The organism is Pseudorhizobium tarimense (genome assembly GCF_022968135.1).
In the GTDB taxonomy this organism is placed as follows: domain Bacteria; phylum Pseudomonadota; class Alphaproteobacteria; order Rhizobiales; family Rhizobiaceae; genus Neorhizobium; species Neorhizobium tarimense.
Genome location: NZ_JALJRA010000029.1, coordinates 1 through 23,887, shown reverse-complemented (window position 1 = coordinate 23,887; position 23,887 = coordinate 1). Strand labels below are relative to the sequence as shown.

The following is a 23,887-nucleotide window of genomic DNA, read 5'->3' as shown; positions in this document are numbered from 1 at the left end:
TGCTTTCCGGGTACCAGGCCGATTAGTTGAGGGAGAAGATAGGCGGACAGCCACCGGACATCGCATATGGACCTTCGAAACGGCGTCAAGATTTACGATAATGATTGGTTCCTGCGTCATGGCATGAGCCCGGAGCAGACGGCTGATCTCCTGGCGGAATGGGAGGTTACCTATGTCATTGCGCAGAGCAAGTTTCTGCCTATGCCGAATTCGGCGGTCGCCAGTGCCGTGTCCCACGACGATCGAAGTGCTTACGAAGCGCTCGACGACGTCGCGTTCCGCGAACGCCTCGCTGAGCGCAACATCAGCTACGTCGCCTGTCTAAACATCTGTTTCGATCCGGCCTTTGCCGACCGGCATCCGCACCTGCTCGGCATCGACCAGCACGGCCAACCCGGGGTACAGCAGGACTGGTATGTCGGCCTCCCGCCGGACCGCGAGGAAAATCTGGTCCACAAGATCGGTCTGCTTAAACACGCCGTAGAGGCACTCCAGCCAGATGCAATCCATCTGGGCTTCATTCGCTGGCCCGGGTTCTGGGAGACTTGGCTTGATGGCGACGCGCGGGCGTCCAAGCCGGAATATTGTTTCTCGGCGGCGACCGTCGATCGCTTCAACCGCGAGACAGGTCTTGCTGTACGAACGGCCAGCCCAGTCGAAGCCGCGCAAACAATCACCGTCGAACATCGTGACGAGTGGACGACTTGGAAATGCCAGCAGGTCGTAAACGCCATCGCACGCATCCGAGAGGCGCTGGCGCCGCTGAAGTCCGGGCTTGAGTATTCGATCAACACCTTGCCCTTCTACAGGACTGATTTCGCCAATGCCGTTGAAGAGGTCTTCGGACAAAACGTCGAAATGCTGGCCGAAGTGGTGGATGTCTTCGAGGTCATGGCATACCACCAGATCATGGCAAAGCCCGAAACTTGGCCTGCTGCCGTGGCGTCCGACATCATCGCTCGCAGCGGTCAGCGCGCGGTCTGTACGCTGCAGGCGAGGGCACTTTACCTCAAGGGGATGCATGCAGGCCGCGGGCGTAGTATCGATATTCCCGAGCAGGAGTTCGCCACCGCGCTCGCCGCGCTTGAGACTTCGCCGGTGGAGGGTGTTTGCGTCTTTACCTTTACCGATCTTCTCGACATGCGCGACACGCCGCGTGGGAAGGCGATGGTCGCCGCACTCAGCTCGTTCCGGCGATAGTCCTCACACCTAAGAGCGGCTAATCGCGGCAAGCAGGCTGGCGCGTGTCAGGTCGCTCCGGGCATAGCTGCCGGTCAGGCGGCCCCCATTCATCACGAGCACCTGGTCGCTGAGGTCGAGCAACTCGTCGAGATCGTCGGAGATGACCACGATTCCGGCTCCCTCCTTGGCCGCGGCGAGGATCTGATTGTGAAGTTCGACTTTGGCGCCGATGTCCACGCCGGCTGTCGGCTGGTCTAGGATCATGGCGACCGGCCTTGAGCCGAGTGCGCGAGCGAGCAATACCTTCTGAGCATTGCCGCCCGACAGGTTGCCGACGATCTTGCGGCGATCCGGAGGGCGGATGACGAAGCGTTCGATCATCTCCTCAGCCAGGCGCGGGCGGCTTCCGGGCTTCACGAACCCCAATACCGACAGAAGCTTGCCAAGCGCGCTGACGACAATGTTCGCCTCGACTGTTGCGCCAAGCGCCAGACCCAAAGTTTTGCGATCCTCAGGCACCATCGAAAGGCCTGCCTTGGTTGCGCGTTCGGGGTCGACATGAGCAACGCGTCTGCCGCCGACGCGAATTTCGCCATCGGCTTTCACGTCGCCAATCAGCGCGCGGGCAAGGCGCGTGCGGCCCGAACCTACAAGGCCGGCCAGACCGACAATTTGTCCTTTTGCCACGGCAAGATCCAATGGAGGCCGATCGGCAACGGACAATTGCGTGGCACCGAGCGCCTCGCTTGCGTCTGATGTCGGTGCCGCGGCCCTCGACGCCTCGCGTCCGGTGATCTCGTGACCGACCAAGAGTTCTGCCAGCGTATCGAGAGTGTAATCCGCACCGGGCCGCGTGGCGACGACGAGGCCGTCGCGCATGACGGTGATGCGATCGGACAGGTCGCAAACCTCGTCGAGAAAATGGCTGATATAGACGATGCCGACGCCTTGTTCGTCAGCCATGCGCCGCATGGTCGAAAACAGGAGTTCGCGTTCGGCCGGGGCCAGTCGCGCTGTCGGTTCGTCCATGACAAGGACCCGCACCTCGCGTGAGCATGCACGCACGATTTCCGTCAGTTGTTGGGTGCCGACACCAAGGCTGCGGACGGACGCGTCCATCGGAAGCCGGATCCCAAGCCGTTCGGCCTCCTTGGCGGACCGTCGGCGCAGGATTGCATGGCCGATGGTGCCGCGAAGGCGGCCGCGCGGTTCGCGGCCGAGCGCAATGTTGTGGGCGACCGAGAGGTCCGGCACCAGCGAGAAGTCCTGATAGATGATGGCGATACCGCGATCGATCGCTTTTCGGGGCGATAGCAGTCTGATCTTGTCCCCGTGGAGCGATATCTCACCTTCATAATCGGCATAGTTGCCGCCCAGAACCTTCATGAGCGTGCTCTTGCCGGCGCCATTGTGGCCAACAAGAGCATGGATTTCGCCCGGCTTTAGGGAGAAGTCGACGCCCCGGAGAACTTCGACTCCGGAAAAGCTCTTGCGAATGTTCCGCATTTCCAGGAGCATTGCTTCACCCTTGGGCATCAGCCGCCCCAGGCAGCTTTATATTGCTCGACATTGTCCTTCGTGATGATGGGCAGGTCGAGATAGTGGTTCGGTGTGGGGATTTCGGCCTGCTTGCCGGCGAAGTGGAGTACGGCATCCTCGATGGCTGTGGTGCCCTGCGGCGCCGGGTCCTGGTTCACCGTGCCGAAGACAGTGCCCTTAATGATGGCATTGCGCACATCTTCGGGATAGTCGCCCATGATGAACTTGACGTCCGTTCGGCCCTGCTCGGTGGCAAAATTAGCGCCGTTCACGCCCTCGGGGCCCTGATCGACGATAGCGGCGATGGCGCCGTTTTGATACTTGCTCAGATAGTCCTGGGTGATTGCGAGCGCCTTCGAATTGTCCCAGTCGGCCGCCTGCCTTTCCACAATTTCAATGCCAGGATGTTTCTTCAGCGTGTCGAGGAGACCTGCCTCGCGGTCGAGCTGGGCCGACGTACCGAGCTTGCCAAGGATGTAGGCGATCTTAGCGTTCTCGCCGACAGCCTGGACAACCAGTTCGCCCTGCCGCTGACCAAAGACGAAGTCGTCGACACCGACATAGGTCAGCACCTTCGCGCCCGAACTGACGTCCGCCTTGGTGTTGACGGCCATCACGGGAATATTTGCGGCATTCGCCTGTCGGATGACCGGCACGATGCCCTTCGGGTCGCTCGGTGCAATCATGATCATGTCAACCTGCTGCGCGATGAACTGCTGCACGATGGAAATCTGCGTCGCGAGATCACCGTTGCCACTCTGGATGTCAAGTGAAATGCCGTTCTTTTGAGCGGTCTCGTTGGCCATCTTGATGAGGTTGGAGTAGAAAGGCACGGACGTGTTCCAGATCATGAACCCAATCCTCTTACCCTCCTGTGCACGCCCAAGTCCCGAGCTCGTCAAGAGTGCAAGGGTCGATGCGCCGACCAGCGCCTGTCTGCGTGTCATGCTTGTCATGGTCTTCTCCTCCTTGAAATTCAGCGCCTCTCGCGCTGCTTGCGTTGATAGCTGTCGAGGCCTACGGCCACGAGAATGACGGCGCCTGTGACGGCCGGCTGCCAGAAGGGTGAAACCCCCAGAAGATTCAGCGCATTTGCGATGATACCGAGAAGCAGTGTGCCGAGCACAGCGCTCCAGACCTGGCCAACGCCGCCCGACAGTGGCACACCGCCGACCACGACGGCGGCGATTGCTGTGAGCGGCCAGTCCGTGGCGCTGGCTGGCTGGCCAATATTGGTCTGGCCGAGCAGAACGATCCCAGCGACGGCGGCAAAGAAACCGCCAAGAGCATAGGTGGTCATCAGGACCCGCTCCACGTTGATGCCGGCAAGGCGCGCGGCCGCCTTGTTTCCGCCGACGATATAGATGTAGTGGCCGAGCGTCGTGAAGCGCAGGATGCCCCAGGTAATCAGAGCTACGGCCGCGAAGATGATGGTCGGTATCGGAACGGGGCCCACGCGACCAAGGCCGAGCACGGTAAAGGACTCGGGGACGCCGTAAACTGGTTGCGCCGAGGTCCCGACAAAAAGGAAACCTGTCACCAGCACCTGCGTGGCGAGCGTCGTGACAAAAGGACTGATGCCGATCTTGGCAATGAAAAAGCCATTGGCGGCACCCACGAGAAGGCCAAGCGCCAGCGCAGTCAAGATTCCGAGCGGCATGGAAAATTGCACGATGACGACGGCCGCAACCACGGAAGACATGGCGCCCACAGCACCCACCGACAAGTCGAAGCCGCCGGTGATGATCATCAAGAGCATGCCGCAGGCGACGATACCGATGATCGAGTTGCGCTGCAGCACGTTGCCGAAGTTTGCCCAGGTTGCGAAATAGGGCACTGCCAAGCTGAAGATGATCAGCAGCAGGACGAATATGATGGGCAAAGCATAGGCCGCCAGCGACGACCATTGCCAGCCATGGCGGGATGTAACTCTGTCGGTCGCAGTGTCGTTGGATGTCGTCATTGTGGAGATGTCCCGAAGATTTCCGAAGCCGTCGCGGCCGTCCGGGCCCTTTCGCCGGCAAAGAGCAAGGTGCCCATCAGTTCTGCCTGCTCGCCCAGGCCTGCCGGTATCACGCGCACGTTTTCCGTGGCGCGTGCAATCGAAAAGCGTCGCATGGCGTCCTTTAGCGGGTTGAGAAGGCTGTCGCCAGCTCGCATTAGGTCGCCCCCGACGATCACAACTTCCGGGTTGAAATAGCTGCAAAGCGCGCCGACCGATCGGCCGACGAGGGCGCCTGCATCAGCGACGATGCGGTTTGCGCCGACGTCGCCCTTGACGGCAAGGCGTAGCATTTCGTTGGAACTGATGTTGCCGTGCGAGATGCTGAGCGCCCTTGACAGCGCGTTGACGGAGATCTTGGCCTCAAGGCAGCCGCGACTGCCGCAACGGCAGACGTCGCCATGCTCATCGATGACGACATGTCCCAGTTCACCGGCGATGCCGGTTGCACCCCGAAACACCTTGCCGTTGATGGCGATGCCAAGCCCGACGCCCACCGACAGCAGGACATACAGAGCAACGTTCGCTTGCCTCGCCGCCCCGAAGACGCTTTCGGCGAGCATGCCGAGATTGGCATCGTTGTCCATGTAAACCGGTAGACCGAGCCGCCTCGAAAGTCCTCCCGTGACGTCAGTTCCGACCCAGCCGGCGAGGATAGAACCGGCATGGAGTTCGCCGGATGCGGCGTCGACGGGACCGGGAACGCCGATCCCGACGGCGCGGATCTGCGAGCGATCAACGCCGGCGGCCGCAATGATCTGCTCCACTTTGACGGTGGCGAGGTCGAGCGCGGCCTCGGCCGGCATGTCAATGTCGAAGTCGCCCTCGGTCTGTTCGAGAACACGGTAATTGGCGTCGGAGATCGCCGCCTTGATGAAAATCCGGCCGAAGTCGATGCCGACATAGTAGCCCTTGGGTTCGCAGAGCGCGAGACGAGTACCGGGTCGGCCGGCAGACTTCGAGCCGTCATTGTTCCCATCGGTTTCTTTGATGACATTGTCGGCCATCAGTGTGGCGATGGCCAGCGACATCGTGGAGCGTGACACGCCGAGCTTGCGCGCGAGTTCGGCGCGAGAATGGGGTCCACCCGTGGCCAGCAGATCGAGAACACCTGTTCGCAGTCGCGTTTGGGCCGGTTTCATGCGGTGGTTTCTCCTCTTGGCCCGGTTTGACACGTCAGGTGCAATATGTCAAATCATAGACAATAACGTAACGTGATTTGTACGAATTAGAACAAATGTGGAGAGGGCGATGGAGAGTCTGTTTCGCCTTTCCGGCGAACGCGTACTTGTCGGGCCGAAACTGCAAGCCGTAGCGCGAGGTGCCGTCCTCGTCAGCGATGGGCGGATTGTCGCCGCGGGGACAGAGGAGAGCGTGCCAACCCCGGACGGTTGCAAGTCAATCGCTCTTGACGGCGCGACGATTATGCCCGGACTGATCGATGCGCATATGCACACTTTCGGTGTCAACAGCACCATGTTGCACACTCTTGCAACGGAGCATGAAGGCTATCGTGTGGCACGCGCCCTTTCGGAACTGTCTGCCATGTTACGAGCAGGTTTCACTGCTGCTCGTTGCCTCGGATCCACTATAGGTCCACAGGTTCGACGTGCGATCGAGGAGGGCTTCGCGCAGGGGCCGGATCTCAAGGCAGCGGGCGCATTCATCTCGTCTACGTCAGGCACGTGGGATACGGCCAGCATGCCGCTTTCGGCAGCGCGCGCAGGCGGCGAGCTTGCCGACGGGCCGGACGCGCTTCGCCGCGCCGTGCGTGAGCGGGCTCGCCAGGGGGCGGATTTCATCAAGCTCGGCCTCTCCAAGGGCCGCGTGCACGATCGATACCACGCCTGGGGTGACGATCCGCTAAAGCAGAGTGTCACTTATGGTTTAGAAGAGGTGTCGGCCGCCGTCGAGGAGGCGCATCGCAACGATCTGAAGGTCAGCGCGCATGCAATCGGCGAGGAGTCCGTGCGTCTTGCGCTGGACGGCGGCGTCGATATCATCGAGCACGGCTACGGAATTTCGGCTGAGACCCGGCAGCGGCTGGTCGGGGAAGGAAAGACAGTTGTCACGACTTTGTCGCAGGTCCATTTCCACCGTCAGGCCTTCGATGAATACCGCTATCCGGATTGGGAGCGGGCGGTTTACGAGCGGCATTGGAATGCAATGTCCAACGACTTCCGCCTTGGGCTCGAGGCTGGAATTCGCTTCGCGTTTGGCACCGACCTCATTGGTGGGCCGACGCATCCGCTCCATGAGGCGGCCATGGAATTTCTGCTCGCTGTTGAGCTAGGCATGTCGGAAGGCGACGCGCTCGTGGCCGGCACTGTCACCGCGGCAGACGTTCTCGGACTTGCACAGGTCACTGGATCAATAGAGGTTGGCAAGCGGGCCGATATCGTTGCCGTTGGTGGCAATCCGTTGAAGGATATCACATCGGTTCGACGGCCCGCTTTTGTGATGCAGCAGGGGCGACCCGTGAATTTGGCCGTGGACTGAGATCAAGCTATGCGGCTGAGGATTGCGATCAAGCCCTGCCGTGTCTCGAAGGGGACGAAAACTCAATATATTTCCTACTCGATACCCCCTAAGAAGACGCACTTGATTTCGGGAAACTCCTCGGTTCCGTAGCGTGATCCCTCACGTCCGAGACCGGAGAGCTTGACACCTCCAAAAGGCGCTTCGGCTGTTGAAATTAGGCCGGTGTTGACGCCTACCATCCCGTATTCGAGAGCTTCCGCGACCCGGAAGACCTGCGCCATAACCTTCGCGTAGAAGCAAGATGCCAAGCCGAACTCCGTATCATTGGCCTTTCGAATGACATCTGCCTCATCCTTGAATTTGAACAGCGGCTCGACGGGACCGAAGGTTTCTTCCCGCGCGACCGCCATCTCGGCTGTGACATCGGCAAGTACGGTGGCTTCGAAGAAAGTTTTGCCAATCGAAAGCCGCCTACCTCCGGTAACGGTCCTAGCCCCTTCTCGAGCGCGTCAGCTACGTGTTCTTCGACCTTTTCGAGCGCTGCCTGGTCGATCACTGGTCCCAGGATCACGCCCTCGTCAAAGCCGTTGCCCGTGATGAGCTTGCCTGTATCGGAGGACGCAGATGCCGATCTCTCCACCAGATGATCCATGCCCTCGTTCTTGGCGGTCATCACGTTGACCATGGCTTGTGCCATGCCTTCCGAGGCACCACGCTTGATCATCATCGCCTTCAGATCGTCCATGCTCATGAGGTGATATTGCACAGGTTTCCCAATCACGTCCGAGATGATTGCCATCATCTCATCGAACGAAATGTCCTCCGGGCCGAGCATGGGTATGCTGTCGACGCCGCTCCAGGATGGATCGAGCAGCAGGCGCGCCACCACGGCGGCCACGTCCCGAGTCGCGCAAGCCGGCTCTTTGAGATCCCCGGGCGTGGGCCAATAGAACGCGCCCTGATCGCGGATCAGCGCAGCCTGGCGAAGGGCATTCTCGATCAGGCTGGCACAGGCCAAGGCGCGATAGCTCACGCCGGTCTCGCGATCAGCGCGTCCATCTTCAACGTCGCCGTCAAACATGGCCGGCGTCCTTCGCCCATCCACGACCGAGTGCCGAGATCCCAACTACCTGCTTGACGCCGTATGTCCTGAACGCCTCGCAGCCCGGGCGCACGAAGTCCATATAAGCCGCCTCGGCGCTTTGCGCGCGGGTCGCCCGGCACCAGCCAGAAGACACGTCGGCGCCCTCAAGGCCTTTGTGACGACCGCGGCTTCGCTGTGGGATCCTTCGCCTTCGATCACCTCGACTCACGCGCAATCATGCGAATAGGCTCGCCGCTGTCGAGAATGTTTGCAAGAACCTGGCTACCGATATATTTCCGGTGGGCGCAGTAACGACAATCATGGAACATCTCCTGGTGCTTCCTGTGCGTGCAGATCCGTTGCAAGCCGACCCGCGCATGCTTTAGTGCAGATACGCCGTGGGCCGGGAACGATCCATGCTATACAGTTCGCGTTTTTATCGCGGTCGTTCAGACGGGAGACTAGATGGACCCCGCTTTCCGATATTCTCGCCCTGCTGAAGCCCCGCAGCTACGTGTCCGCCGGCTTCGAGGCCGGCGGTAATTGGGTGATCCAGTTTCCCAGCTACGAGGGTATTAAGTGCAACGCGGAAATTTCCAGCCAATGCTGGTTGGCAATAGAAGGTGTCTCCGGCCCCGTGCATCTCAAGACCGGCGACTGTTTCCTTCTGCCGAAGGGGAGGCCGTTCCGGCTAGCGAGCGATCTCGCGTTACCGTCGGCGGATGCCAATGCGATCTTTGCACCCGCGCGCGATGGCCGCACTGCCAGGTGCAATGGGGGAGGAGATCTCTTCCATTATTCTTTCTCGTGATTGTTTGGGGCCGGATGGCGCGTTCGACGACATTGGAGTCGATTTCGATCCGTCCGTCTAGCGTTGGACTGGCTCTCCCAAACCTTGAAACGCATCGCAGAAGGATGAGACAGAGATCTGGCAATTGTAAGGAGGAGACGATGGCAGCGGGCAAGGGATCTGGAACGCGGCAGGTATTGCTGGTCACTGGGGGATCGCGCGGGATCGGCGCGGCGATTGTTCGGGAGGCCGTCGCTGCCGGATATGACGTTTGCTTCAGTTTTCGCAGCGACAGAGAGGCGGCGGAGACGCTGGCTGCGTCATTCCCGACGGGGGCGGGGCGGGCGCATGCGGTTCGGGGCGATGTCGCCGACCCTGGCTTTGCCCGCGCCTTCTTCGAAGAGGCTACAGGCCATTTTGGAGAGCCGACAGCTGTCGTCAACAATGCCGGCATCACCGGAAGGATCGGCCGCTTTGCCGATCTGCCGGTCGAGGTGCTTCGCCAGACGCTGGAGGTAAACGTCATTGGCACCATGCTTCTATCACAGATGGCGGTTCGTCGTTGGGAAGCGATCGGACAGACCGGAAACATCGTCAACATTTCTTCGGTCGCAAGCACATTGGGAGCGCCCTCTGAATACGTGCACTATGCAGCCAGCAAGGCGGCCATTGAAGGTTTCACCATTGGCCTCGGCAAGGAGGTCGCCGCCAGCGGGATCAGGGTCAATACCGTGGCTCCGGGAACGACGCTGACCGACATTCATGCTGCCGGCGGCGATCCGGATCGTCCGCAACGCGTTGCTGCCAACATACCGCTTGGGCGTTGCGCTGATCCGGAAGAGATAGCACGCTGCGTTCTGTGGCTTTTATCGGCAGAGGCATCCTATGTGACGGCGACGGTGCTGCGCGTCGGGGGTGGCCTTTAAAGCGGCGGGGACGTCCGACCCACCGCGTGAAGGCCCCCGGTGGTGCAATATGCCCCAGCTGCCACCGTCAAAGGCCAGCCGTTGCCAAGGTAGAGCGCCACCGGAGGTTCAGTGGCCGAAGAGGCGGTGATGCTGGGTCCTCGATGCCAGTACAGTCAGATGGAGAAGTAGAATGAACGAGCTCGGCAGCAAACGCCCGAAGATCAACCCAGCATTCAGGACTGATGTTCAAAATTCGGTCCTGTGCTGGCTGGCGACGGTCGGTGCGGATGGCACTCCAAATGTGACCCCGAAGGAGCTTTTCTGCTGTCACGGTGACGACAGGATCGTTGTTGCCGACATCGCCTCGACCATTTCCGTCCGAAACATTATCAATCATCCGAAGGTGTGCGTGAGCTTCGTCGATGTCTTTCGTCAACGCGGATTCAAGATTGTCGGGTCAGCATCGATCGTGGCGCCGGAGGAAGTGGAATTCGCGCAGCTGGGGGCGGAGCTGCTGCGAATGGCGGGAGGCGACTTCCCTATCCGTCATGTCATCTCGATAGGAATCGAGCGGGTGTCTCGAATATGGGCTCCCAGCTATTCGCTCTTTCCTGAACGCACAGAGCAGGAGCGGATGCAGAGTGCTTATAGCGCCTACGGAGTGACGCCAATTGAGCGGTAGCGATCTTCGCCTGGCTTCTGACCCTTCAGCTAGGCATTGGTCACATCAACATCACTAGAAGCCAGATGTTCGACAAGATTTCGCGTCAAACCCGGCAAATTCTTGCTATCGGGTCGAATACATATGAACAATCGACGGGTCGCCCACACATCGGCCAGCGGGACGATGGCAATGCTGGCAGATCGTCTGCATCGATGCGCAGCGGTTTCGGGAACGATACCTATACCGACGCCCTCCGCAGCCAGGTGACAGATGCCATCGAAGGAGCGCAGCCTTGTTCGGATGTTGAGCCTGACACCGAGGCGTGACGCTTGGCTATCAATGTGATCCTGCAGCGCTCCAACCGTCAGCCCAATTATCGGGCGTTCAGAGATGTGGGAGAAGAAAACCCGCTCTTGGCGAGCCAACGGGCTCTCCTTGGCGGTGACCACGACAAGGCGATCAATAGCAAACGGGAGCAAGGCAAGATCGCCCGTGTCGACGGCATCCGACAGAATTCCAATGTCGGCGAACCCCGAGGAGACGCCGCTGGCGATATCGATGCTCTGCCTCTCCTTGATGTCGACGTCCACTTGGGGATGAGCCGCCATCCACGGCGCCAGGCGCTCGGGCAGGAACTCGCTTACGGCGGCAGTATTGCCCCAGACACCAATCGTCGCGCGAAGCCCCTTCGCATAGGTGCCAATCTCGCTTTGCAGTTGCGCAATTTGCTGGAAGACGGCACGGGCATGATGGACCAAGGCCGTACCTGCTTGCGTCGGCGTTACTCCACGTCGGCCGCGCTCCAACAGAAGAACCTTTCCCGAAGTCTCCATTTTGCGGAGCCTTTCACTCGCTGCCGCCAATGAAAGGCCGACATTGGCCGCGCCCCGCGTGATGCTGCCTGCATCCGCAACAGCAAGAAATAACCTCAAGTCTGCCAGGTCGAAGCGCATCTTCCGACGCTACAGCAAGAACAGCCTTCGGGCTAGCTGAAGTCATGCTTCGTCTCTTCCGCATTGCGCTAACTTCAGGCAGTCGTAGGTTATGGGATGTTCGATTTCTCGTCATTCCTCTTGCTCATCGCCACCTTCCTTGTCGCGGGGACGGTCAAGGGGGTGACGGGGATGGGCTTGCCCACGGTCGCGATGGCCATCCTCGGCGCTGTCTTGTCTCCCTTGACAGCGGCAAGCTTACTCCTCGTGCCATCGCTCCTAACGAACCTATGGCAATGTCTGCACGGTCCCGCACTCGGCAGGCTCATCTCAAGACTCTGGCCCATGATGGTCATGATCGTTTTAGCAACGGTCATTGGAACGGCATGGCTCAGCAGCGGCGAAACACGATTTACGACTGCAGCACTTGGGACAGCGTTGATGGCCTATTCCTGCTACGCGCTTTTTTCCGCACAACTTCGCGTGCCGGCTCGCTTTGAGTCATGGATGACGCCTTTAGCAGGTGCCGCAACTGGCTTGATTACCGGAGGTACAGGCGTCCTCGTTATTCCCGCTGTGCCTTACCTACAGTCACTTGGGCTTGATAAGGACGATCTGGTTCAGGCCCTGGGCCTCTCTTTTACAGTTTCGACTGCGGCTCTTGCGGCCGGTCTCGCCGTCCACGGTTCCTTGCAGCTTGAGGAGTTCGCGCTGTCTACACTGGCCGTAATTCCGGCGCTTGCGGGTATGTGGCTCGGCCAAATCCTGCGCAACAGAATAAGCGCCGCCAATTTCCGGCGAGGATTTTCGGTCAGCTTGATGTTAGTTGGCCTGGAGATGATACTCCGGCCCTTCATGTGACGCGTGCGTCGGCACGCGCTACAGCCGATTAGTCCGATACTGACGTCGCTTCCACCGCAACGGCAGTGGAGCGGGTTCCGCGACCGCCGAAGCAGGGCTCGGTCCGCGCATTTGATTACCTCTGAGTGCAGGAAGTGCTGTAGGCGGAGATGGACGAGGCGCTTGGCGCCGGGAAGGGCGAAAGGACGCCGGAGCGGCTCGGCTATCGCTCAGGGTGATATGGCCGCCCGCTGGTGACGCGGGTCGGCAAGCTTGAGCTGAGAGTTCCGCAGGACCGGCAGGGCCGCTTCTCGACCGAGTTGTTCGAACGCTACCAGCGATCGGAGCAAGCGGCTGGACGAGAGCCTGAAAGCTTTCGCCGAACGCCCGCTCCACGAGCCGTTCCCCTACCTCATCCTTGATGTGCGCTACGAGAAGGTCCGCGAAGCCGGTGTCGTCATGAGCCAGGCGGTGCTGGCCGCCTTGGGCATCGACTGGGACGGCCGACGCCAGATCCTGGCCGTCGAAATGGCCTATCGCGAGAGCCGCTCGGCCTGGCGGGACTTCCTCGTCGGCCTGAAGGCGCGCGGCCTCAGGGGCGTCGAACTGGTCGTGTCCGACGACCATGCCGGCCTGGTCAAGGCAATCGGCGAAGCGATCCCGCAAGCCGCATGGCAGCGCTGCTACGTGGGGCTGTTGAAGAAGTCAGCCTCACGTGATTCGATTCATTTGGGATTGGTTCTCTGGGTGCACCGGGATGTTGGGACATAAGGAACGCGGTCAGCTCGAGCTGTTCATGACGGGTTCGCTTCGACAGCTCATCCCCGACGACTACATTCTCGCCAAAGTGGATCGTGTCCTCGACCTCACGTGGCTCAGGGCAGAGGTTTCGGATCTCTACTGTGAGCATAACGGACGACCTGGGATCGATCCGGAGGTCGCCGTCCGGCTAATGCTTGCGGGCTTCCTGCTCGGGATCGTTCACGATCGTCGCCTGATGCGGGAGGCACAGGTCAACCTCGGGATCAGGTGGTTTATTGGCTATGGCCTGCACGAGGCACTGCCTGATCATTCCTTTCTGACGCGGATACGGCAGAGATGGGGGGTGGAGCGCTTTCGAAGGATTTTCGAACGCACGGTGGAGGCCTGCATCGCAGCAAAGATCGCGAAGGGGGATGTGGTGCATGTCGATGCCTCACTCATTCGCGCGGATGTGAGCTGGGAAAGCCTTGCGATGCGCCACGTTGAGGCGGTTGCCGAAGCGAACGAAGATGCTTCCGTCGCTGAACGCGATAGCCGCAAGACTGGGAAGTTCAAGAAGGTCTGCGTCACCGATCCCGATGCGACGATGGCGACGAGCGGGCGCAACCGTCGGCTCGAACCCTCCTTCAAGCAGCACGCCGTCGTCGATGACGTCTGTGGCGTGGTTCTCGACGTCGAGGTAACCACCGGCGAAATCAACGAAGGTCAGGTCATCATCGAGCGCATCGACGCGACCATTGAGACCACGGGCGTAGATGTCGAGATCGTCACGGCCGATGCAGGCTATGCCTATGCGAGGGTCTTCGGCGGGTTCGAGCGGCGGGGCATCAGCGCCGTCATCCCAACGAAGGCGGAGCCGATCCGCAGCCCAGTGCCGATGCGCCGATTTCGCTACGACGCAAAGAACGACACCCTAAAGTGCCCGCGTGGAAAGACCCTCAGACCGACCCGACCGGTCAAGCACGGTCGGTTCTTCTATTCCAAGGCAGCGGACTGCCGGGGATGCGATCTGGCAAGGCTGTGCCTCTCGAAGGGGCGGGCAAACAAGGCCGTCGTTGTAGGGGACGATTACCCGGCGCTCCTGCGAGCCCGAAGACGCCGTGAGAAATGGACCGAGGAAGACCGGCGTCTGTACCAGCGGCATCGCTGGCGCTCAGAGGGGTTCCATGGCGAGGCGAAGAGCTGGCACGGACTCGCCCGCGCCGTTCGGCGCGGACTTTCCAACATGAAGATCCAATCCTACCTCACGGCCGCCGCCATCAACCTGAAGCGGCTCGCGGTAGCCTTTTTGCGACTGTTCTTGCTCGTGACTTCACCCCAGGCAACCATTTGCGAGCTGAGGAACGCTTTCAGCCGCATTCTACTCCCGCAGACGTTCATTAACGCGCGAGGTGCTGCCTGATCAGCCATCGGCGACTTCTTCAACAGCCCCTACGTGCACTTCCTCAGAAACGCGCTCGACTATCTGCCGAGAAAGCACGGCGACGATTGTCTGCAGGAGCTGCGCTGGCTCTGCGACCGGCGCGATCTCGCAGAGGCCAAGACCGATCTGGGCGCATGGCTAGCCAAATGGTCGGGCAAGTATCCGCGCATGACAGATTGGGCCGAGGAGAACATCGAGCAGACGCTTACCTTCTTCCGACTGCCGAGACAGCACCACAAGCACCTCAAGTCGACCAACATGCTCGAGCGCCTCGACGAGGAAATCCGCCGAGGAACCTACGTCGTTCGCATCTTCCCCAATGCTGAGAGCTGCCTGCGCCCCGTTAGGGTACTCGCCGTCGAAACCAACGAAACTGGATAGAGGCAAACCGCTACCTCAATATGAACGACCTCATTGAGCACATGAAGCTCGAACTCCGCAAAGCCGCATGACCAGCTTCACGGGCCGCCAAAATTTTCAGAACTTGACGCACACAACCTTCACTCGGCTCGGGCCCTGCAGGCAGAGCAACCTGCGGCCTCATCAGTGACTGCGCGACGACAGAAGGGTAGCAGCGACGCCGTTACCAAAAGCGGGCATGCTCGTTGAGCCTAAACTGAAGGTGGCCGCTCTCTTCATGCGAGCGGCCACGCCGACGAGCTAGCTTCAACGGCGGTGCTCAGTTCAGGGAAACCACGTTCACGCCTCCTCGTCGATCAAGTACCTCAACCGTTACCTGCCTGCCTGAGCGGCGAAGAGCGACACTGACGGCGCCGCTGGCGACAGTGAGGTTTCGGATGACGACCTCGTCCAGGAACGCCGGCAGGACTGGCCGCTCGAAAGTGATCTGGGTGTTCTCAGGCTCGAAAGTCAGTCCCAGGCTCGACTGGAGCAGAGACAACGGCGCTGCGGCCGCCCACGCTTGAGGTGCGCAAGCGACTGGGTAGAACGTCGGCCCCTGAGCTCGACGACGGGTGAATCCGCAGAAGAGTTCCGGTAGGCGACGCAGGTCGATGTAGGTCGATGCTGCGAAGAGGCCTTGGAACACCCTCGAGGCTTCCTTCCTGTAGCCATAGCGACCAAGACCAGATGCGATGAGCGAGTTGTCATGCGGCCAAATAGAACCGTTGTGGTAGCTCATCGGGTTGTATCGCGCCTCGGTCGATGGGACCGTGCGAATGCCCCAGCCACAGAAGGACGATGGCTCCATGAGTGTCTTCACAACAGCTTCCGCCCGTTCGGGGTAGGTGATGCCTGTCAGTAGGGCGTGACCGGCGTTGGACGCCCTGACGCGGCACGGTCGCTTGTCCCCATCCAGTGCGAGGACGTACGTCCCGAGCCTCTCGTCGAAGAAAGCCGCATCAAAGGCGAACTGAAGTGATGCGGCCCGCGCGGAATAGCGCGAGGCGATCTCTCGACGGTCCAAGCGACGGCAGATCATAGCTGCAGCACTGAAGGCCGCATAAGCATATGCCTGTACCTCGGCCAGCGCGATCGGTCCCTTGGCCAGGGTGCCGTCGGCGTGAAAGACGGAATCATAGCTGTCCTTCCAGCCCTGATTGGCCAAACCCTCCTCGGTCATCCGCCCATATTCCACAAACCCGTCTCCGTCGCGGTCGCCATAGTCCTCGATCCAGGTGAGCGCAGCTTCGATGTTTGGCCAGAGCCCCCTTAGCGTCTCTAGGTCGCCTGTGCGTTCGAGATAGGCTCCTGCAAGCATCACGAAAAGCGGCGTGGAGTCGACACTGCCGTAGTAGCGGCGGAAGGGTACTTCGCCCAGTTCCGCCATCTCTCCATAACGCACCTCGTGAAGGATTTTTCCCGGCTCGGCATCCGCCACGGGATCGACGCCGATCGCCTGATTGGCGGCCAGGTGACCCAGCACGCCTTTCGCGATGGTAGGGTCGAGCCACAACGTCTGTAGTGCAGTGATGATGGCGTCCCTGCCGAACACCGTGCTGAACCATGGGATGCCAGCATAAGGGTACGGTCCTTCGGGGGTATCCGTCAAAAGCATGTAGACGTCGGACACGCTCCTGCGCAGCGCTTCGTTGAAGATGTCGTTGGATGTTTCAACTGCTGCCGCTCTCGACGAAGATAGGCGCAGGGCCCTGCGGGCATCCCGCAGGCCCTTGAAGAAGGCGGCGGTGGGCGAACTGTCGGGTTCGCAGTTGCAGGCGATCTTGATAAAGATCGAGCGGGCTTGCCTGGGCTGGAGTTGCAGACGGAAGACAGCCTGTTGGGCGGTCACCAACTCTGGTGCAGGTTCGAAGCGGATCGATGTGGTTCGCCGGCATCCATCGAGTCCCGTGTATGAAAGCTCTACCCCATCATTGGTCGTGATCGTTGGATTCCGTGTCCCCCGCTTCCCACGCTCCGTTCCACGCACCTCGAAAAGATCCGCGAAGTCGGCGTCAACGGCCAGTTCGATCGAGATCTCGCGAGGCTGATCGTTGAAGTTCCTCACCACCAGACGTTCTAGGCAATGGCCTTGCCACAGAAAGCGAGTCCGCCTGATGTGAAGCAGATCATGCTCAAGAACCATTTTGCCGGTGCCATCGAACAGATCAGGGTTTGTCAGGTCACATGTCAGCGTGGCGTTGTCATCTCTCAAGGTGGAGCTCAGCAGCATAGGCCGCGCGCCGCCGATCGTCATGTAGAAGTGCGAGAGGTAGCGCGTGTCACGGTGGAAAATGCCCTCTGGACTTCCGGGGCCGGATATCACGTCGCCGTTGTGATCAAACACGGCGAAGGTATCGCCGTGTTTGAGGGTGCGAGGTCGGCGCTCCTGCAGGGATGCCGAAGCAGGAATGAAGAACTGGCCAATAGAGCTGAGCTGAAGTCCGGGAAGGTTCACCGCATCGGGCTGAATGTTTGCGACGTCCATGGAGCCACCTCTTTCCTCAGGCAACACCTTGCAGGTCGACGTTATCGTTCGTCGGGGCCTGAGGCGAGCGGGTCTCCGACGCCAGGCGCTCGTAGATCGAGAGGTAGTCTTTCGCCATCCGCTCCACCGTGAACCGTCGCTCAAACGCCTCACGAACATCCCGTCTCGGAAGTTCATCAACCAGCTCCACAGCAGAGACCGCCGACTGGATGTCGCTTACAATCATTCCCGACATGCCGTGGTCGACGATTTCCGGTACCGAGCCGTTGCGGAATGCGATGACCGGCGTGCCGCATGCCATTGCCTCAATCATCACCAGTCCAAACGGCTCTGGCCAGTCGATCGGAAAGAGCAGAGCCCTGGCATTGCCGAGGAAGCTCGCTTTATCGTGCTCGCCGATTTCCCCAATGAATTCGACGTTTGGGCTCTGGCGCACCATTGGCTCGATCACTGAAGTCCAGTAGTCGCGGTCGGCGTCGTCCACCTTGGCCGCCATCTTGAGCTTCACGCCGGCTCTTTTGGCAATCTCGATGGCTCGGTCGGGCCGTTTTTCGGGAGAGATCCTGCCCAGGAAGGCCACGTAGTCGCCTACCGGATTCTCTGTGAACGGCAGTACGTCGCGCCGTAGCCCGTGATAGACTGTGCCTGCCCAGTTTACAGGCGGCATTGGCTTGCGCTGATCGTCGGAAATCGAAACCAGCGGTCGGTCGGGGAAGTAAGCGTAGAACGGCTGCAGATCAGGCAGGTCGAGACGCCCGTGGAGCGTCGTGAGAGCCGGAATGTCGATCTGAGCCAGCATCGGGTAATGAAGGAGGTCGATGTGGAAGTGCAGGACGTCGAACTTCGACGCCCGTCTGCGGACTTCCTCCAGCATGATCATGTGATGAGGCAGTGGATCCTTTACAGCGGGATCAAGCCTGAGCGCAGTGGGAGAAGTGGCAACAAGTTCAGCCTCGGTAATCGAGTCACCGCTGGCAAAGAGCGTCACCTCATGGCCCTGCCGAACAAGCTCCTCGGTCAAGTACGACACAATCCGCTCAGTCCCCCCGTAGAGCTTGGGCGGAACACGTTCAGCGAGCGGAGCGATTTGTGCAATCTTCATGATGAACAACCTCCTTCAACAAGCAAGGTAGATCGAAACCCGCACCGGCCGTGTCTGAAGCACTGGTCGCTGTTGAATGCCGCGGGGCTGGCGCGGCATGAGGAAGAAGAGACGCACGACATGTCGCGCCAAGGAGACAAAGACATATGCCTTCACCTGTTCAGCAGGACCAAGATGCCATCAAGCTTGCCGGGATGCGGAAGCAGTTTTGATTTAGGAAAGCGGGTGCGAAGCATCAAGATGTTGATGCCTCGCCACCTCCCAAGTCGCACCAGTCAACGTCCCCCGACATTGTGCCCGTGGCTACGGCGGGAAAGGAGGGGCAGGAGATCACCACTGGTGAGAATGCCATTCCTTCGCGCGAACTTTCGGAATGCCGCCTCGGCTGCGTCTTGCGGAAAGACGCCGGCGTAGGCCTTCAGGCAAGCGCTTGCTACTGTCTCGTAGGCAAGGTCGCGCTTGTTTTCCGGCCATTCCTCCAGGTAATCGAGTGCATCTTCAAGGGTCGCGATCTCCTGAACATATCGGCCCCTGTCGAGAAAGATCGGTTGGTTGAACAGCAACATGCCATCACCTCCATTTCTTGAAGCGGCAAATCAACTGGATGAGTTTATCTAGTAAATGGCGCCAGCCGGTGCGCAATCTGATCCGGTGCGGCCTCTTCCCGCCCGCTAGGCCGCCCGTCAGACATCATTTGGCGATCAGGAGCAGGTGCCTCCCATCTCGGATGATCTCTAAAACAAGCGTGGATGGCCGGGCAGCAATTGCTTTCTGCAGCGCCTCTACCGACTCCACGCGGCTGCGATTGACGCTTACGAGGATGTCTCCCTGCCGCAATCCGGCACGGTCTGCCGGGCTGCCTGAATCGATTCGCTCGATCATCAATCCGGCCCCGTCTGCCGCCCGGCTGAAGGTGACGCCGTCCAGCGGCGTCCCGGCTGCGTCTATGGAAGCCAGATTGTCAGCCGTTATGACAACTTCTATAGCAAGCTCCTCATCGCCGCGCCTTACAGATAGAACCACTTTGCTGTCCACGGGCATCAGGCCGATGTGATTTCTGAGATCCCGCGCACTTTGAACGTCGCGCCCGTCAACAGCAGTCACCACGTCTCCAGGCCGCAAGCCAGCCTGTTCGGCGGATGATCCAGCCTCAACATTAGCGACAAGTGCACCCCGCAATCCACTTACCTGCAGGGCCCCGGCAAGATCAGGTGTTAGGTCCTGAATGCCAATGCCCAGCCTGCCGCGCCTCACCTCCCCATGGGCTGCCAGTTGCTGCATGACGGACACCGCAATATTGCTCGGAACAGCAAAGCCGATGCCGACATTGGCGCCGGCCGGACTAATAATCGCGGTATTGATACCGATCAGCTTGCCATCCAAGGTCACCAAGGCTCCTCCCGAATTGCCGGGATTGATGGAGGCGTCCGTCTGGATGAAGTCCTCATAGGACTCGATGTTGAGTCCGCCGCGCCCCAGGGCGCTGACAATGCCGGAGGTGACGGTCTGGCCAAGACCGAAGGGATTTCCGATCGCGACTACATAGTCTCCGACCTTGAGATTGTCTGAGTCTCCGATCACGATGGCGCTCAGATTGTCAGGTTCTACCCTCAAGAGAGCAATGTCGGTTTCCTCGTCACTGCCGATCAGTTCGGATGCAAGCTGACGACCATCCTTGAGCGTTACTGAGATCTCACTTCCACCCTCGATGACGTGGTGGTTGGTGATAACATAACCTCTGGTGGCGTCGACGATGACACCAGAGCCGGCGCTCATTTTTGTCTGCGGCCGCTGTTCAGGCAGGCTGAAGAAGCGTCGAAAGTTCGGGTCGGCATATAGGGGATTGTCCTGGATCGGTGTCCGCGTCAGGACCGAGATGTTGACCACTGCCGGCGTCACATCTTCCAGCATTGGCGCGAGTGTCGGCAGGGAGGTGGAAGACGATGCCGTCGCCCCCAACTGCGCAGGTATGCTGCCGGGCGTGAACGCGGCGGTCGCTAAAGCGAGTGTCATCACGGCGGCATCCTTGCAAGCTCTTTTGGTTGTCAGCACCATCGTCTGCTCCTTCGATTTTTTCCAGCCTTCTCCGTTGCAAGTTCAATGGACGGGCGCATCCGCCAAAGAGCCCCCGGTGGGACCCGATACCCCGACGTTAACTGAATTCGTTCGTGGGACCGCAGGCGCCGCCAGCTTTGCCGCGAGCATTTGATCAGTCAGAAAAGGCGCCAGTTCGTGATTGGCGAACGCGCCGTTGGCGATCTCCTGCAAGGCGATCTCGGCGGTACTTGCGTTGGCTGCCGTTACTCGTGGTTCCGCACCCGCATTCAGCGCGTGAGCGCGTGCGGCGGCGGCAATTGTCAGCACAAAGGGGTTTGGCAGCACTTTCTGACACATGAAGACGACATGAGGATCCATGGCCAACCTCACGCAGCTTCTCGCTCCACAGCGTCCTCTTTGCGGCCCGCCTGTCGTTCCAATGAGAGCAGTGCCTGCTCGACCTCATCCAGCCGGGACGGCCGCCTGTATTCCGGTATACCCTCGCTTGTCGCCTGATCGACGAGATACCCGGCCCACGCCCAGTTCATCAGGATCGACCGCTTCTCCGACAAGGACAGTGTCGGGTCGTTGACCACTTCCATTGGCGAGCAACATGTCGCCGGCCGAGCCGCCTTGCGGTCATCATCCGCATCGTCCAGGACTTTCCCGTAATCTTGCTGAAGGGAACCAAGCTCCAGCCGATCCAAGGTGGCTTCGGTGAATGCCACAGATGGCTTGTGTCCTCGGCGGGTTGCCTCTCCCTTTGCCCCGGCAGGACGCTTGTCAGGTCTGCGCTGTACCACATAGGTCAGCCCATGCCGCTGCGCATAGCTGACGGCGGATCGGAGCGTCGGGAAGCTCAGCTCCACCTGTGGCAGCGGATCCCTGCATCCGGTATAGCCGATGAGAGGATCGAGGAACGGGCGGCTGCGACGTTCGAAGGCAAGCCGCCAGCCATTGGTGAGAGCTGTACCAGATGTCGTTAACGAGCGCGCCGGCTTATAAATGCGCGCTACTGCGTCGCCTGGAAAGGTGGACCGTGCGGTGCTGCGCCGGCAGTTATCATTTGAGTGGCCCAGCCCGGTGAATAAGTCAGTAGGGGTAGCGTATTCTCTTACGATTTTCTCCATGCTTCATCCCTCCCGCGATGGCGAAGGACCTGGACGGCCGCCTGATGCGCAGCCGCCCACGTAGGTTCAGTGCCTGATGGCGATGCGTTTCACCCTCGACTGCGCCTTCTCCGTCTTCGGCAGCACGACGGTCAGAAGGCCGTTCTTGAACTGAGCGTCAACCTTGTCCTCCTCGACCTCGTAGGCGAGAGGAATTCTCCGCTCAAAGCGCCCATAATAGCGCTCGGAAAGCTGCCGTTCCTTGTCCTCGGTTTCTGAGCGTTTCTCGCCTCTCAGTGTCAGGACACCGTCATTGAGCAGGACCTCTATGTCCTTCTCGTCCAGGCCGGGCACTTCGGCCGTCACCTTGATCTCATTGTCCTGGTCGGAGATCTCGACGCTCGGCCATACGTTACCGAAACTGACACCGCCATTCAGTGAGGGAAGGCCTACACCGAAGCCGCGGAAAACGTCGTCGAACAGCCGGTTAACCTCTCTGTGCAGGGAGAGCAACGGCTCGCGGTTTTCATTGAAGGCCGTGGGTGTCCAGTGGCCGTTGTTGCGGCCCCAAGGGATCAGATCGCGAATGGTCATATGTTCCTCCTTTCTGTTCCTAAGCCAAACGCCGAAGTGGGCGCCGGGTGCCGCCCGGCGCCTGCCGTCGTCTCTGATGTTGTTGGTCAGGCTGCGACCTTGTCGCCTTCGATCTGCTTGGTGTCGTCGTTCCCAGGAAGAGCCAGATCGCTCTTGATCTCGATCAAGCGAGGCTTCATTTCTTCGGGAACCTCACGCTTGAGACCGACGGTGAGCAGACCTTCGGCGAGGTTGGCACCAGTCACCTTCACATGGTCAGCGAGTTCAAAGCGACGTTGGAACGATCGCCCCGCGATCCCGCGGTGCAGATACTCGCCGTCCTGGTCGTTCGCCTTCTGGCCCGACACAAGAAGCATATTCTGCTCCTGCGTGATGCTCAACTGGTCCTGAGAGAAGCCGGCGACCGCCATTGTGATGCGATAGTCGTCATCGCCGGTCTTGACGATGTCATAGGGCGGCCAGTTGTCGATCGTTTCGATACGGCTTGCCGCCTCGAGAGCGCCAAGCAGCCGATCGAAGCCAACGCTCGACCGGAACAGGGGAGAGAAGTCAAAAGTCGTGGTTCTCATAGCCACATCCTCCTTTGAAGCAACATGGATACAAGACAAGCGCCAAGTTCGAAGCGTCCTTGACGCCAGCTCAGCATTACCGGATCACCATTGTGCACCCGGCTGAAATTCATCTAGTAAAGCGGATCTTTACGTTCAAGGGTTCCTCGAGGCCCGCTTGGCGGCTGGAGGACTATCGCGCGTTTAGGCACGCAGGCAGGTGGCGCTGCCAGTTTAGCAAAGTCAAAGCCTTGGGGAGGGGGGCAGAGCAAGAGCGATCCGGCGGCTCCAGCAGTCAAACTTGGCGCCGCCGAGATGGTTCCTGCGATCAATGATAGGAGATAAATACCTTGGTAACCTCAGAGCCTTCAGCCTCCTGCTCCACTCACGACGGTGACGTTTGTAAAGACTGGCAAAATCAAGGCACCGCTTCGCTTCCATGATCTTTCAGCGGTCGGCGACTGGGCGATGTGAATCGGTTCAAAACCGCGACATCATGCAGACCCCGTGATCGTGTCCCGGGAGATGGTGTAGCTCTGCGGTAGCGAAGCCGCTCGCGAGCGCGCCGACAATAGCGCTGTAGCGAGTGAGCGGCTTTGCGGGCGGTCATCGATAATCTCCGGTATGGTTGGGTTGCTTACACACAACCTAATACGAAGGAAACATCGATGACCAACGACATAATGGACCTGCGCACGCTCGTGGAGATGACCCCTGACGCCGATAATTCTACGTGAGATGATCGGCTTTGCCGCTGAACGGCTGATGGAGTTGGAGGTAGGGGCGGCGACTGGGGCGGCTCATGGTGAGAAGAACCCGCTGCGACGTGTCCAACGCAATGGCTACCGCGACCGCGATTGGGAAACGCGGGCAGGAACGGTTGAGCTTCGCATTCCAAAGCTTAGGAAAGGCTCCTACTTTCCGCCTGTCAGGCGAAATGAGAAACTGACCCCCTAACGAAATAAAGAACTGCCCCCTCGTTTCACAACGAGGAGAGATGGAT

20 protein-coding genes and 6 pseudogenes are annotated in these 23,887 nt (G+C 59.9%); 10 read left to right on the top strand and 16 right to left on the bottom strand.

The window, feature by feature from the left end:
- Positions 1 to 66 precede the first annotated feature (66 nt).
- Positions 67 to 1,200, top strand: a complete 1,134-nt coding sequence (locus tag MUU54_RS23010) for a glycoside hydrolase family protein (RefSeq protein ID WP_247246285.1) — start codon at positions 67 to 69, stop codon at positions 1,198 to 1,200.
- Positions 1,201 to 1,209: 9 nt separating this feature from the next.
- Here MUU54_RS23010 and MUU54_RS23005 read toward each other — a convergent pair whose 3' ends face one another.
- Genes MUU54_RS23005 through MUU54_RS22990 form a run of 4 tightly spaced genes read right to left on the bottom strand, consistent with a single transcriptional unit; the run spans position 1,210 to position 5,865 of the window.
- Complete coding sequence (locus MUU54_RS23005) at positions 1,210 to 2,718, bottom strand: sugar ABC transporter ATP-binding protein (RefSeq protein ID WP_247246284.1); 1,509 nt, start codon at positions 2,716 to 2,718, stop codon at positions 1,210 to 1,212.
- Positions 2,718 to 3,677 carry a sugar ABC transporter substrate-binding protein gene (locus MUU54_RS23000; RefSeq protein ID WP_247246283.1) on the bottom strand — a complete coding sequence of 320 codons (960 nt, stop codon included), beginning with the start codon at positions 3,675 to 3,677 and terminating at the stop codon, positions 2,718 to 2,720. The genes MUU54_RS23005 and MUU54_RS23000 overlap by 1 nt, the downstream gene beginning before the upstream one ends.
- A gap of 20 nt (positions 3,678 to 3,697) precedes the next feature.
- Positions 3,698 to 4,684, bottom strand: coding sequence for an ABC transporter permease (locus MUU54_RS22995; RefSeq protein WP_247246282.1), 987 nt, complete (start codon positions 4,682 to 4,684; stop codon positions 3,698 to 3,700).
- Positions 4,681 to 5,865: an ROK family protein gene (locus MUU54_RS22990; protein ID WP_247246281.1), complete on the bottom strand. Its 1,185-nt coding sequence runs from the start codon at positions 5,863 to 5,865 to the stop codon at positions 4,681 to 4,683. Before MUU54_RS22990 ends, MUU54_RS22995 begins: the two co-directional genes overlap by 4 nt.
- Positions 5,866 to 5,974: 109 nt before the next feature.
- Here MUU54_RS22990 and MUU54_RS22985 point away from each other — a divergent pair, with 109 nt between their 5' ends.
- A complete protein-coding gene (locus MUU54_RS22985) occupies positions 5,975 to 7,222 on the top strand; it encodes an amidohydrolase family protein (protein ID WP_247246280.1) in 1,248 nt (415 codons plus the stop codon).
- Positions 7,223 to 7,296: 74 nt separating this feature from the next.
- Here MUU54_RS22985 and MUU54_RS22980 read toward each other — a convergent pair.
- A pseudogene (locus MUU54_RS22980) lies at positions 7,297 to 7,814 on the bottom strand (aldehyde dehydrogenase family protein); the annotation flags it as partial.
- 75 nt (positions 7,815 to 7,889) lie between these two features.
- Positions 7,890 to 8,285 (bottom strand): annotated as a pseudogene (locus MUU54_RS22975) (Rossmann-fold NAD(P)-binding domain-containing protein); the annotation flags it as partial.
- A gap of 388 nt (positions 8,286 to 8,673) precedes the next feature.
- Here MUU54_RS22975 and MUU54_RS22970 point away from each other — a divergent pair.
- Entirely contained in the window at positions 8,674 to 9,099 is a 426-nt protein-coding gene (locus tag MUU54_RS22970) for a cupin domain-containing protein (RefSeq protein ID WP_376742257.1), read from the top strand.
- Here MUU54_RS22970 and MUU54_RS25135 read toward each other — a convergent pair.
- A pseudogene (locus tag MUU54_RS25135) lies at positions 9,083 to 9,157 on the bottom strand (IS66 family transposase); the annotation flags it as partial. The gene MUU54_RS22970 and the pseudogene MUU54_RS25135 overlap by 17 nt on opposite strands.
- Positions 9,158 to 9,239: 82 nt before the next feature.
- Here MUU54_RS25135 and MUU54_RS22960 point away from each other — a divergent pair.
- Positions 9,240 to 10,004, top strand: coding sequence for an SDR family oxidoreductase (locus MUU54_RS22960; RefSeq protein WP_247246279.1), 765 nt, complete (start codon positions 9,240 to 9,242; stop codon positions 10,002 to 10,004).
- A 172-nt stretch (positions 10,005 to 10,176) separates the two neighbouring features.
- The gene (locus MUU54_RS22955; protein WP_247246278.1) at positions 10,177 to 10,668 is read left to right on the top strand and encodes a pyridoxamine 5'-phosphate oxidase family protein; all 492 of its coding nucleotides are present in this window, start codon (positions 10,177 to 10,179) and stop codon (positions 10,666 to 10,668) included.
- A gap of 29 nt (positions 10,669 to 10,697) precedes the next feature.
- Here the strand turns inward: MUU54_RS22955 and MUU54_RS22950 are convergent, their stop codons facing one another.
- Complete coding sequence (locus MUU54_RS22950) at positions 10,698 to 11,603, bottom strand: LysR family transcriptional regulator (protein WP_247246277.1); 906 nt, start codon at positions 11,601 to 11,603, stop codon at positions 10,698 to 10,700.
- A gap of 96 nt (positions 11,604 to 11,699) precedes the next feature.
- On the opposite strand from MUU54_RS22950, the gene MUU54_RS22945 reads away from it, so the two are divergent.
- The 4 genes and pseudogenes from MUU54_RS22945 to MUU54_RS22930 form a co-directional block, all read left to right on the top strand.
- Positions 11,700 to 12,443: a sulfite exporter TauE/SafE family protein gene (locus MUU54_RS22945; RefSeq protein WP_247246276.1), complete on the top strand. Its 744-nt coding sequence runs from the start codon at positions 11,700 to 11,702 to the stop codon at positions 12,441 to 12,443.
- 143 nt (positions 12,444 to 12,586) lie between these two features.
- Positions 12,587 to 13,130, top strand: a pseudogene (locus MUU54_RS22940) (transposase); the annotation flags it as partial.
- Between the two features lie 49 nt (positions 13,131 to 13,179).
- Entirely contained in the window at positions 13,180 to 14,586 is a 1,407-nt protein-coding gene (locus tag MUU54_RS22935; RefSeq protein WP_247246275.1) for a transposase, read from the top strand.
- A 30-nt stretch (positions 14,587 to 14,616) separates the two neighbouring features.
- Positions 14,617 to 15,059, top strand: a pseudogene (locus tag MUU54_RS22930) (transposase); the annotation flags it as partial.
- A gap of 227 nt (positions 15,060 to 15,286) precedes the next feature.
- Here MUU54_RS22930 and MUU54_RS22925 read toward each other — a convergent pair.
- The 8 genes from MUU54_RS22925 to MUU54_RS22890 all read right to left on the bottom strand — a co-directional run bounded on the left by MUU54_RS22925 (position 15,287) and on the right by MUU54_RS22890 (position 22,905).
- On the bottom strand, positions 15,287 to 17,494 hold the full coding sequence (locus MUU54_RS22925; RefSeq protein ID WP_247246274.1) for an amylo-alpha-1,6-glucosidase: 2,208 nt from the start codon (positions 17,492 to 17,494) through the stop codon (positions 15,287 to 15,289).
- Positions 17,495 to 17,510: 16 nt separating this feature from the next.
- Entirely contained in the window at positions 17,511 to 18,596 is a 1,086-nt protein-coding gene (locus MUU54_RS22920; RefSeq protein ID WP_247246273.1) for a glycosyltransferase family 4 protein, read from the bottom strand.
- A gap of 275 nt (positions 18,597 to 18,871) precedes the next feature.
- Positions 18,872 to 19,162: a DUF982 domain-containing protein gene (locus tag MUU54_RS22915; protein ID WP_247246272.1), complete on the bottom strand. Its 291-nt coding sequence runs from the start codon at positions 19,160 to 19,162 to the stop codon at positions 18,872 to 18,874.
- A gap of 124 nt (positions 19,163 to 19,286) precedes the next feature.
- Positions 19,287 to 20,609 carry a Do family serine endopeptidase gene (locus MUU54_RS22910; RefSeq protein WP_247246271.1) on the bottom strand — a complete coding sequence of 441 codons (1,323 nt, stop codon included), beginning with the start codon at positions 20,607 to 20,609 and terminating at the stop codon, positions 19,287 to 19,289.
- Between the two features lie 84 nt (positions 20,610 to 20,693).
- Positions 20,694 to 21,011, bottom strand: a complete 318-nt coding sequence (locus tag MUU54_RS22905; protein WP_247246270.1) for a DNA-directed RNA polymerase subunit omega — start codon at positions 21,009 to 21,011, stop codon at positions 20,694 to 20,696.
- Between the two features lie 8 nt (positions 21,012 to 21,019).
- A complete protein-coding gene (locus MUU54_RS22900) occupies positions 21,020 to 21,763 on the bottom strand; it encodes an NADH dehydrogenase ubiquinone Fe-S protein 4 (RefSeq protein WP_247246269.1) in 744 nt (247 codons plus the stop codon).
- A 66-nt stretch (positions 21,764 to 21,829) separates the two neighbouring features.
- Positions 21,830 to 22,336: an Hsp20/alpha crystallin family protein gene (locus tag MUU54_RS22895; RefSeq protein WP_247246268.1), complete on the bottom strand. Its 507-nt coding sequence runs from the start codon at positions 22,334 to 22,336 to the stop codon at positions 21,830 to 21,832.
- Positions 22,337 to 22,422: 86 nt separating this feature from the next.
- Positions 22,423 to 22,905, bottom strand: a complete 483-nt coding sequence (locus MUU54_RS22890) for an Hsp20 family protein (protein WP_247246267.1) — start codon at positions 22,903 to 22,905, stop codon at positions 22,423 to 22,425.
- Positions 22,906 to 23,552: 647 nt separating this feature from the next.
- Between MUU54_RS22890 and MUU54_RS22885 the strand changes: the two are divergent.
- A pseudogene (locus tag MUU54_RS22885) lies at positions 23,553 to 23,829 on the top strand (transposase); the annotation flags it as partial.
- Positions 23,830 to 23,887: the final 58 nt, after the last annotated feature.

Excerpts from the sequence above, each read along its gene's own strand:
- MUU54_RS23010 (WP_247246285.1), top strand. The coding sequence starts at position 67 with ATGGACCTTCGAAACGGCGTCAAGATTTACGATAATGATTGGTTCCTG.
- MUU54_RS23005 (WP_247246284.1), bottom strand. The coding sequence starts at position 2,718 with ATGCCCAAGGGTGAAGCAATGCTCCTGGAAATGCGGAACATTCGCAAG.
- MUU54_RS23000 (WP_247246283.1), bottom strand. The coding sequence starts at position 3,677 with ATGACAAGCATGACACGCAGACAGGCGCTGGTCGGCGCATCGACCCTT.
- MUU54_RS22995 (WP_247246282.1), bottom strand. The coding sequence starts at position 4,684 with ATGACGACATCCAACGACACTGCGACCGACAGAGTTACATCCCGCCAT.
- MUU54_RS22990 (WP_247246281.1), bottom strand. The coding sequence starts at position 5,865 with ATGAAACCGGCCCAAACGCGACTGCGAACAGGTGTTCTCGATCTGCTG.
- MUU54_RS22985 (WP_247246280.1), top strand. The coding sequence starts at position 5,975 with ATGGAGAGTCTGTTTCGCCTTTCCGGCGAACGCGTACTTGTCGGGCCG.
- MUU54_RS22960 (WP_247246279.1), top strand. The coding sequence starts at position 9,240 with ATGGCAGCGGGCAAGGGATCTGGAACGCGGCAGGTATTGCTGGTCACT.
- MUU54_RS22955 (WP_247246278.1), top strand. The coding sequence starts at position 10,177 with ATGAACGAGCTCGGCAGCAAACGCCCGAAGATCAACCCAGCATTCAGG.
- MUU54_RS22950 (WP_247246277.1), bottom strand. The coding sequence starts at position 11,603 with ATGCGCTTCGACCTGGCAGACTTGAGGTTATTTCTTGCTGTTGCGGAT.
- MUU54_RS22945 (WP_247246276.1), top strand. The coding sequence starts at position 11,700 with ATGTTCGATTTCTCGTCATTCCTCTTGCTCATCGCCACCTTCCTTGTC.
- MUU54_RS22935 (WP_247246275.1), top strand. The coding sequence starts at position 13,180 with ATGTTGGGACATAAGGAACGCGGTCAGCTCGAGCTGTTCATGACGGGT.
- MUU54_RS22925 (WP_247246274.1), bottom strand. The coding sequence starts at position 17,494 with ATGGACGTCGCAAACATTCAGCCCGATGCGGTGAACCTTCCCGGACTT.
- MUU54_RS22920 (WP_247246273.1), bottom strand. The coding sequence starts at position 18,596 with ATGAAGATTGCACAAATCGCTCCGCTCGCTGAACGTGTTCCGCCCAAG.
- MUU54_RS22915 (WP_247246272.1), bottom strand. The coding sequence starts at position 19,162 with ATGTTGCTGTTCAACCAACCGATCTTTCTCGACAGGGGCCGATATGTT.
- MUU54_RS22910 (WP_247246271.1), bottom strand. The coding sequence starts at position 20,609 with ATGACACTCGCTTTAGCGACCGCCGCGTTCACGCCCGGCAGCATACCT.
- MUU54_RS22905 (WP_247246270.1), bottom strand. The coding sequence starts at position 21,011 with ATGGATCCTCATGTCGTCTTCATGTGTCAGAAAGTGCTGCCAAACCCC.
- MUU54_RS22900 (WP_247246269.1), bottom strand. The coding sequence starts at position 21,763 with ATGGAGAAAATCGTAAGAGAATACGCTACCCCTACTGACTTATTCACC.
- MUU54_RS22895 (WP_247246268.1), bottom strand. The coding sequence starts at position 22,336 with ATGACCATTCGCGATCTGATCCCTTGGGGCCGCAACAACGGCCACTGG.
- MUU54_RS22890 (WP_247246267.1), bottom strand. The coding sequence starts at position 22,905 with ATGAGAACCACGACTTTTGACTTCTCTCCCCTGTTCCGGTCGAGCGTT.